At 57.4% G+C, this 8,716-nt stretch carries 8 protein-coding genes; 6 read left to right on the top strand and 2 right to left on the bottom strand.

What is annotated here, in order from left to right; translation table 11 throughout:
* Positions 1–220 precede the first annotated feature (220 nt).
* The 5 genes from XH81_RS04885 (at position 221) to XH81_RS04865 (ending at position 5,111) form a co-directional block, all read left to right on the top strand.
* Positions 221–976 (top strand): substrate-binding periplasmic protein, encoded by a 756-nt coding sequence (locus XH81_RS04885; RefSeq protein WP_271596029.1) that lies wholly within the window; start codon positions 221–223, stop codon positions 974–976.
* Positions 977–994: 18 nt separating this feature from the next.
* Positions 995–1,642 (top strand): amino acid ABC transporter permease, encoded by a 648-nt coding sequence (locus tag XH81_RS04880; RefSeq protein WP_271596028.1) that lies wholly within the window; start codon positions 995–997, stop codon positions 1,640–1,642.
* Positions 1,639–2,361 (top strand): amino acid ABC transporter ATP-binding protein, encoded by a 723-nt coding sequence (locus XH81_RS04875; protein WP_271596027.1) that lies wholly within the window; start codon positions 1,639–1,641, stop codon positions 2,359–2,361. Before XH81_RS04880 ends, XH81_RS04875 begins: the two co-directional genes overlap by 4 nt.
* A 9-nt stretch (positions 2,362–2,370) precedes the next feature.
* Positions 2,371–3,552, top strand: a complete 1,182-nt coding sequence (locus XH81_RS04870; protein ID WP_271596026.1) for a trans-sulfuration enzyme family protein — start codon at positions 2,371–2,373, stop codon at positions 3,550–3,552.
* Between the two features lie 368 nt (positions 3,553–3,920).
* A complete protein-coding gene (locus XH81_RS04865; protein WP_271596025.1) occupies positions 3,921–5,111 on the top strand; it encodes a pyridoxal phosphate-dependent aminotransferase in 1,191 nt (396 codons plus the stop codon).
* 80 nt (positions 5,112–5,191) lie between these two features.
* Here the strand turns inward: XH81_RS04865 and XH81_RS04860 are convergent, their stop codons facing one another.
* Complete coding sequence (locus tag XH81_RS04860; RefSeq protein WP_271596024.1) at positions 5,192–5,368, bottom strand: hypothetical protein; 177 nt, start codon at positions 5,366–5,368, stop codon at positions 5,192–5,194.
* Positions 5,369–5,496: 128 nt separating this feature from the next.
* Between XH81_RS04860 and XH81_RS04855 the strand changes: the two genes are divergently transcribed.
* Positions 5,497–7,050, top strand: a complete 1,554-nt coding sequence (locus XH81_RS04855; RefSeq protein ID WP_271596023.1) for an acetolactate synthase large subunit — start codon at positions 5,497–5,499, stop codon at positions 7,048–7,050.
* 822 nt (positions 7,051–7,872) lie between these two features.
* On the opposite strand, the gene XH81_RS04850 is transcribed toward XH81_RS04855, so the two are convergent.
* Complete coding sequence (locus tag XH81_RS04850; protein WP_271596022.1) at positions 7,873–8,250, bottom strand: cupin domain-containing protein; 378 nt, start codon at positions 8,248–8,250, stop codon at positions 7,873–7,875.
* Positions 8,251–8,716: the final 466 nt, after the last annotated feature.

Here is an 8,716-nt window from a genome sequence, read left to right as displayed (position 1 = left end):
TCTTGCTTGGTCAGCAGCAGATATATGCATAGCTTTGAATGTTCCTATAATATCAACACTGATCCGATAATTTAGGAGCGATTGACCGTTGTCAATCTCTTCAGCGCAAGGAACCCGTCAGAAAGTAGAGCTGGATTGCCAAAGTTTCCCACTTGACTTTTTTGCTGTTCCGTTCTTAATTATCTCGTTCCAATTATAGGAACGATCAGAGGAGACGATCATGGTCAGGCGAAGCTTGCTGGTATCGAGCGTTGTTGCATTGCTGATCGGGCTGCCGGCAGCAGCTGTTGCGGAGGACAAGCCGCGTGACGTCGCGATCGGCGTGGTAACCAACGCGCCGCCGATGTCGGTTCTCGACGAGAACGGCACATATACCGGGCTCAGCAATGACATTCTCCATCGCGTCGCTGAGCTGGAAAATCTCAAGCTTAACTATCAACCGATGAAGTTCGCGGCGCTTATTCCTGCCTTGCAGGCCGGTCAGATTGAAATGGCTGTCAGCGGAATTTTCGTTACAGAAGAGCGGAAGAGGGTGGTTGATTTCTCCACTCCCTATTACACGCAGGGCGCGCTTCTCGTCGCGCCTGAAAACAGCAAGATTACTGATGTTGCCAGCCTGAAAGGAAAGACAGTCGCTGCAGAGCAGGGGTCTGCAGCGCTCGCCGTGGCCAATAAACATGCCGCAGAATGGGGCATCACTGTTCGCGTGATTCAAGACGTATCGAAGATACAGCTCGCCATGAAAATCGGAGATGTTGACGCAATGATCGGCGATTCAGGGCTCCTGGCTTATATGATCCGGACGCGGGGTAACCCGGCGAAGGTCAAGATCATCGGTGACGTCATTGATCCGACGGGCGTCGCCTTCGCCTTCCCGAGGGGAAGCAATCTGACCTCTGTCATCAACGCCGGCATGGCGAAAATGAAGGACAGCGGTGAGCTCGACAAAATCAAGCAGAAGTACCAGCTTGATTAAAAAGGACAGCGCGCTTCCATGTCTGATCAGTCTTGGACGGCATATCTTCCTTCACTTCTCCAAGGCATGGCTCTCACCCTCTTGGTGACGTTCATCGCAATGGTTGGCGGTACTGTGATTGGCATCATCTTGGCCATGATGAAAATTTCGACTTCCAGAACGTTGCAGGGATCTGCAGCCATTTACGGTACCCTCGTGCGGGGTCTGCCCCTTCTTGTGCAGATCCTGCTCGTTTACTTCGCTCTCCCGGTCTTTACCGGCATCCGTATGCCAGCCATTGTCGCAGGGACGATTGCGATGATCCTTTTCACAGGTGCGTTCATGGCGGAAATCATCCGTTCAGGCATCCAGTCGGTGGATCGCGGACAGATGGAAGCTGGCCGCTCGATCGGCTTTGGTCATTGGGAGACAATGCGCCTCATCATTTGGCCTCAAGCGTTCTGGGTGATGTTGCCGAACGTCGCCAACCAATTCAGCATTACCCTCAAGGACACGTCATTGCTGTCGGTCATCGGCATCGTGGAACTCACCATGGCCGGAGAGACCATTTACTCCCAGAACTTCGACACCATTCGTGTGCTTGCCATGGTCGGCATCATCTACTTGTTCATTTATCTCATCGCAGAACGCTTCGCGGCATGGCTCGAACTGAGGATCCCCCGATGATCTCAGCGCGCGGCGTTCACAAATCTTTCGGCCCGCTTGAAGTCCTGAAGGGGGTCGATCTCACGGTGGAGACGGGGGAGGTCGTGTGCCTGATCGGTGCATCTGGATCCGGAAAGTCGACCTTCCTCCGCTGCCTCAATGGACTTGAGAGGGCAAATAGCGGCGAGATCTTGATCGGCGATACGCCCCTAATGGCGCCAGAGACTGATATCGACAAGCTACGGCAGCGCCTTGGCATGGTCTTCCAGCAGTTCAACCTGTTTAATCACCTGTCCGCGCTGGACAATGTCACGCTGGGGCCGATCCGCCTCAAGGGGATGTCCAAGGCAGAGGCTGAGGCTGAAGCTTGGAGACTCATGGCTCTTGTGGGGCTCACCGACCGCGCTGACGCCATGCCTCGTATGCTGTCCGGCGGCCAGAAGCAACGGGCGGCGATTGCACGGGCGCTCGCCATGAAGCCTGAAGCTATGTTGTTCGACGAGCCCACCTCCGCGCTGGATCCCGAAATGGTGCGCGAAGTTCTGGACGTCATTCGCAAGCTAGCCCGCGATGGCATGACGATGGTGATCGTCACTCATGAAATGGGGTTTGCGCGCGAGATTGCCGATCGGGTTGCCTTTATGCACTCCGGAATGATTCACGAAATTGGTCCGCCCGACCAGATCTTCGAAGCTCCCCGCGAACAGCGGACGCAGGAATTTCTGTCGAAAGTTTTATGAGACGACAAGATGCGCAAGAACACCCATTTGGATGAGACGCTTTGCGTTATTCCTCCAGAAACACCGCTTGAAGGCTTCGCAAGCCTTGCCGTTCCCGTCTATCGCGGCTCGACAATTGTATTTCCGGACGCAGCCTCGTATCGCAGCCGGGCTGTTCGTGCGCCGGATGGCTACACCTATGGACTTTCCGGGACGCCGACCACCCGGACTTTGGAACGTCAGCTGTCTGCCGTGCACAATGCTGAACGAGCGATCATTGTGCCATCTGGTCAGGCCGCAATTTCAGTAGCCATGCTAAGTGTGGTCAAGAAAGGCGATCATCTGCTTGTAACGGATAACGTCTATCCGCCTGTAAAACACTTTACGCGCAAGATCCTCGGCGATTTAGGTGTCGAAACAGAGTTCTTTGATCCTACTCAGCTGACAGACTTCGAGGCGCGGCTTCGACCCGGACGCACGCGGCTCGTCTGGGTCGAGTCGCCCGGATCGACTACGATGGAAGTCTGTGACATCCCCGCCATTTCCCGCTTGAGCAAGGCAAAGGGCGCACTCCTTGGATGTGACAACACCTGGGCGACAGGACTTCTGTGCAAGCCGCTGGATCTGGGCGTTGATATAGTTGCGGAAGCTTTGACGAAGTATGTTGGTGGCCACTCCGACATCCTGTTAGGGGCAGTTATTTTCCGTGACATGGACCTCTACCAACGGACACGACGCACATTGAGTTCTCTCGGCGTCGGCGTTTCGCCTGACGAATGTTCCCTCGCCTTGCGCGGCATGCAGACAATGAGCCTTCGCCTGCGGCACGTTGGCGAACTATCGGAGGAATTCGCTCACCGATTGACTCAGAACTGCAGTTATCCGGTGCTGCACCCATGCCTTCCTGGTTTCCCCAATCACAGCATTTGGCAGCGTGATTTCAAAGGTAGCTCCGGAGTCTTCAGTCTCCAAGTGAACGGAGTTTGCTCGGAGACCGTCGATCGCGCTTTGGATGGCCTGAAGACGTTCGCGATCGGAGCGTCCTGGGGCGGAACGCGGAGCCTTGTCGCTCCAATGGCCATCGTCAATGACCGCGATGTTATGCCTTCAAGCCCAGAAACAACGTATCTGCGAATTAGCATCGGCTTGGAGAACATCGATCATCTGTGGGCAGATCTTGAGGGCCTGCTAAACACATTGCAGATGCAATAGATGCTGCAACCACACAACCCAATCAAGGGGCGATAATGATGGCCTTCTGGAACGAAGACGAGGTGCGCGCCCACTTCCCGGCGCTCGCAATCCGCCATCAAGACACGCCCGGGTCTATCTCGACGGGCCGGCTCGTAACTTGTCTCATTCTGCGCCAATGGCGGTGCCCATTTCCGCACGTCGCAGGGCTGCGCGCTGCTCTTACTCAGGCGCGATTGAGCGGTCGTCCGTCTGTAGCGAAAGCCAGCGATGAAGAACTGCGTACGCTCGTTTCACGCCGCTGACGTGGCTGGACCGAACCGCTCGTCTTTCCACCCGATGACTCACAGCTCGCTTCCATTCGCAATATCCACTCACAGGAATCCGCCATGCGCTACGCATCCAGAATTCAGCAGATGGCCGGCAGGAGATCGAATGCCTGGGACATGCACATCATTGCCAAGGAGAAACGTGCCCGAGGAGAACCTGCGATCTTGATGACGGTTGGGGACACCGATTTCGCCAGCCCCGCCCCGACCATCGCCGCTGTGCATGAGAGCCTCGCGGCCGGGCGGACCTATTACACGCCGAGTGCGGGCGGCCGTCCGATGCGGGAGGCAATTGCTCGGCGTCATGCTCACCAGACGGGTCAGGTGATCGACGCCGATCAGATCGTTGTCACTGTCGGGGCGCAGAATGCGTTGCTCACTGCCGCCCTTTGCCTCATCGAGCCTGGCGATCAGGTGTTGGTGCCCGAACCCATGTACCTCACTTATCCTGGCACCATCGCCGCAGCCGGTGGCGTAACGGTCAGCGTGCGCTCGCCGGGTAATAACCGCTTCCATCCGCTGATCAAAGAATTGGAAGCGGCCATCGGTCCCCGCACCCGCGCAATTTTTCTGGCAACCCCCAACAATCCAACAGGCGCAATCTACACCCAGGAGGAACTCACCGCGATAGCAGCCCTGTGTCAAAAGCACGATCTTTGGCTGGTCTCGGACGAAGTTTATGGCGATCTCATCTATGAGGGGCGGCATGTCTCCCCCTCTGTTCTTCCGGGGATGGCAGCACGCACGATCACGATCAGCAGCCTTTCCAAATCTCATGCGATGGCCGGCTGGCGGCTCGGCTGGATGATCGGTCCGCCGGAACTAGCGCATTACGCCGGCGAAGTAGCCTACTGCTCAACATACGGCATTCCCACGTTTCTGCAGGATGCAGCTGTCGTTGCGCTGGAGCAATTTCCGGACGGCCTGCCGGAGCTGCGAGCGACGTATCGGCGCCGACGTGACCGGTTTTGCGAGCGAATGAAGGCCGTGCCCCTCTTGTCCTGCCTCCCACCGGAAGGCGGAATGTTTGTCATGCTGGATACACGCGCCACCGGTCTGTCGGCCTATGACTTTGCCATGGGGCTCGTCGTCGAGGAAGGCGTGGCGACCTTGCCTGCGGATTGTTTTGGCGAAAGCGCGACCGGTTACTTGCGCATCAACCTCGGCGTCGCCGACGCGGAGATCGACGAAGCGGCTCTACGCCTCGCCCGCTACGCGGAGCGGGTCGACCGGCATCGAGCGGCCTCCTGAATGAGCCCTCCGACGCGAACGCGCCGGCAGTGGTGAGAGATGAAAAATAGCGGCTCATCAAGACGTCGCAATTCTGCAAATTACCGTGCGAACACCGCGGTGACGATGAAGATGGTGGCGGCGGTATTGCACCATGCTCGCAGCATCTCCGCGCAGCGAACAACCTCCGGCATCTCGCAAGTGCTCCAGCCGCGCCGGGTTCTGAGTGACTTTCGTGGCCGGTCGCGCGAGGTGAGCAGATCGGCATCAATATCCATTCCGGTTCGGGAGGAATCCACCCTCCGACCTGTCTGGAAAGAGCCCACTCATACGAGCCGCGCTCTGCAGGAAGCGTCAAGCCAACGATTCAATGGACCATAGCTTCGAAGAATAGGAAAGGCTCACAATGACGGGCGCAGATTTGCTGTGCGACACACTCTTGGTAAATGGCGTGAACGTCTGTTTCGCAAACCCCGGCACATCGGAAATGCACTTCGTCGCGGCTCTTGATCGAAGGACCGAGATGCGCTGCGTTCTGAGCCTTTCGGAAGCCGTGGTGACGGGAGCTGCCGATGGCTACGCGCGCATGGCCGACAAGCCGGCAGCAACGCTCCTGCATTGCGGCCCGGGATTAGCTAACGGTCTGTCCAATATTCACAATGCCAGGCGAGCCCGCACCCCAATGCTGAACATCGTCGGCGATCACGCAACCCACCATCTCCAAAACGATGCACCTCTGACGACGGATATCGAAGCCCTGGCGCGGCCGATGTCGCACTGGGTTGGACGCGCCGGTGACGTGTGCGATATTCAAAAGTGCACCGAGGCAGCACTGTCAGCAGCGTACGCAACGCGTGGTCCATCGACTTTGATTTTACCAAGTGACGCTGCATGGGGCGAGGTGACACCGGAACACACCTCGCCGATTAAGCTTCCCGTCCCACCGGCTGTAACCGCCAATTCGGTTGCAGCCTGTGTACACGCATTGCGTAGTGGCCTGAATACCGCGATTTTTCTATCTGGTCAGGCCTTGAGGGAGGAGGCTCTCATTTCGGCGGCACAGATATCCAGAGCGACAGGCGCGAAACTTTTTTCAACTGTCTCAGGGCGATATCAACGAGGTGCCGGTCGGATTGCAGTGACATCGGTCCCATACGCTATCGATCTTGCATTGAACGTCCTGAGGGAAATTCAGGTGGCGATTTGTGTCGGGTCCGGCCAACCGGTGGGGTTCTTTGCGTATCCCGGCAAGCCCGGGACTCTGTTGCCGAAAGGCTGCCAAATTATTCAGCTCGCGGGGCACGAATATGACCTAGCGCAAGCGCTGAGGAGCCTGGCGGAGGCGCTTGGACTGAATGCCCAAGCGCCCTACGCCGCAAACATCTTGCGTCAAGACGAAATTGCGGATCCTACAATCAATGCTCTGACGGCGGACGCGATCAATCTCATGATTGCTCGCCGACTTCCAGAACACGCGATCGTTATAAATGAAGCCATAACGTCGGGCGGTCAGTTCTTGGTACTGGCGGACATGCTTCCGCCTCACGACCTTCTCCCTCTCACGGGAGGAGCGATCGGTATCGGCATTCCGCTTGCTAGTGGCGCGGCGATTGCTGCGCCCGACCGAAAGGTCGTGGCGCTTCAAGCCGACGGGAGCGGTATGTACACGGTGCAAGGCCTGTGGACACAGGCGCGTGAGAAACTCAACATATTGACGGTAGTCTACGCAAACAGAGCCTACCGCATTCTGCAGGGCGAAATGACAAACGTCGGCGTGAATGCTTACGGCCGCAATGCGAGACGCATGCTCGAGCTTGACCAACCGCACATCGACTGGTGTTCGCTCGCTCGAGGAATGGGCGTGGAAGCTGGACGGGCAGAGACGGCTCTCGAATTCAAACACCTTCTCGAGGGAGGCTTGGCCGCTAACGGACCCTTCCTGATCGAGGCGGTGATCTAATACACCCAGTCCCCGCAAGCAGGGTTGAGGACGAGCGACAGATCACACCTGCGTCCGCTACTACAGAGGGTTCGATGCGTTTTCCGCTGGAGGAGGCTGCCATGTAATCAGACAGCGAGTGACGGCATCACTCTTAGCGGCGCAGCCGATCACTGGCAGCATGTCGGGCATGCATCGCCTTGTCCCGAAGCAAGGCTCTCGTTCGACGGTTCGCTGGCGGGCTGCTTGCTGGCGCGAAGCAGCTGCGAGGAGTTGGGCTTCCCCGGCCAGCAAGTTCGGCCGCCGTGGTGATGCGAACGCCCGATCAGGCAGAGTTAGCTGCCGCGGTCGTTCCACGGAAGCAGATCCTCGAGCCGCGTGATCGGCGTCGGCCAGCTGGAAGGTGACTGCTGGCAACCTGAGCATTCAGAGACAGACGCTAGTCTAGCGATCGGGGACGAGGGCCTTCTCGCTTGCGCTACAAGCCGGCTACGCAGCAGGCATCTTACACAACTGATAGCAATAAGGTCTGATAGCAATAAGGTCATACTCTTACACCTGGACGTTTCTTCGCAGACTTGGGGCTACTCCTCGGAATAGCCCTTTTTTGGTGCGCCAAGCATGGCGCCGAGCGCCGAGCGCCGGGAGGGGCGCGATTTGACTGGCGTGGTGTCCGGTGGATCGAGGGTGGGAGTGCTCTACAGACCCTGGGGATGGGACTGTTAGCCGAACAGCAAGGGCGTGGTCGCGGCTGCGATCCACCAATGACTTGGCCGCATGCGCTCCTTTGCATACATCTGCGACCACTCGTCGAAGCCGCGCCGGAAACGTCATTGGTCCGGATCAGATCATGGCGCTACGACGAGAATACCATGGAAATTTGAGGAGCGCCTGGCCCCAACGCGCGAGAACTCCGTCGGTCTTTCCGATATTTGCTACCGCGCAGCGATGTTGCGAAGTGCTGCTAAAGGAGAAGCTGTCTCCTTCCTCGAGCTGCAGTTGCCCCGCGACTAGCACCCCCGCGTCATTGCCATCATGGCTGTATTCCCCGCTGTTGGCGCCCGGCTCAATTGTACTCATGAGCAGTTCTAGCGGGCCGGCGCCGGCCGTGGCCTGCATATTGCCGTTGAAGAACCAGTTCATGTGCACGCCGAGAACGTCGCTCAGCTTTTTTAATACCCCGATTGGCAGCTTCGATCGGTTTCGTTCGAGCAGACTCAAGTAGCCGACCGAATGCCGGCGGCTCGAGCGAGCTCGGCCAGTGTCAGCTTCTTGGTCTTGCGTAACTCGCGAATCTGTCCTCCGACCGCGGCCTCCAGGTCACCTTTCACTTCAGAGGTCACCCATTCATCAGCTGCGCGCATCGATCTAGTCGCCATCGTCTATGGTCCCTCAAGCGGGGCGCGTTCCTCTCACGACAAGGCGCCCCTGCAACTTCGTCAAGCAAGCCACTTCTGACCGTCAGCCGCGGCTTGATCGTTGGAACGCAAGCAACACGACCGCCTGAACTGCGCCGATATTTTATATGGGACAATTTTGGAAAAAAACCAGCAAATATGAAAATGACATTCACATTCATGAAAAAATACTACATAATTCCACGCATGGTTATTGGAGCTTAGATATGACGGATCTTCCAAAGTCGGCTCAAGTCGTCATTGTCGGCGGCGGTATCATGGGTTGCAGT

It is taken from the genome of Bradyrhizobium sp. CCBAU 25360 (genome assembly GCF_028128695.1).
Classification (GTDB): domain Bacteria; phylum Pseudomonadota; class Alphaproteobacteria; order Rhizobiales; family Xanthobacteraceae; genus Bradyrhizobium; species Bradyrhizobium ottawaense.
This window is presented reverse-complemented; position numbering and strand designations above follow the sequence as displayed.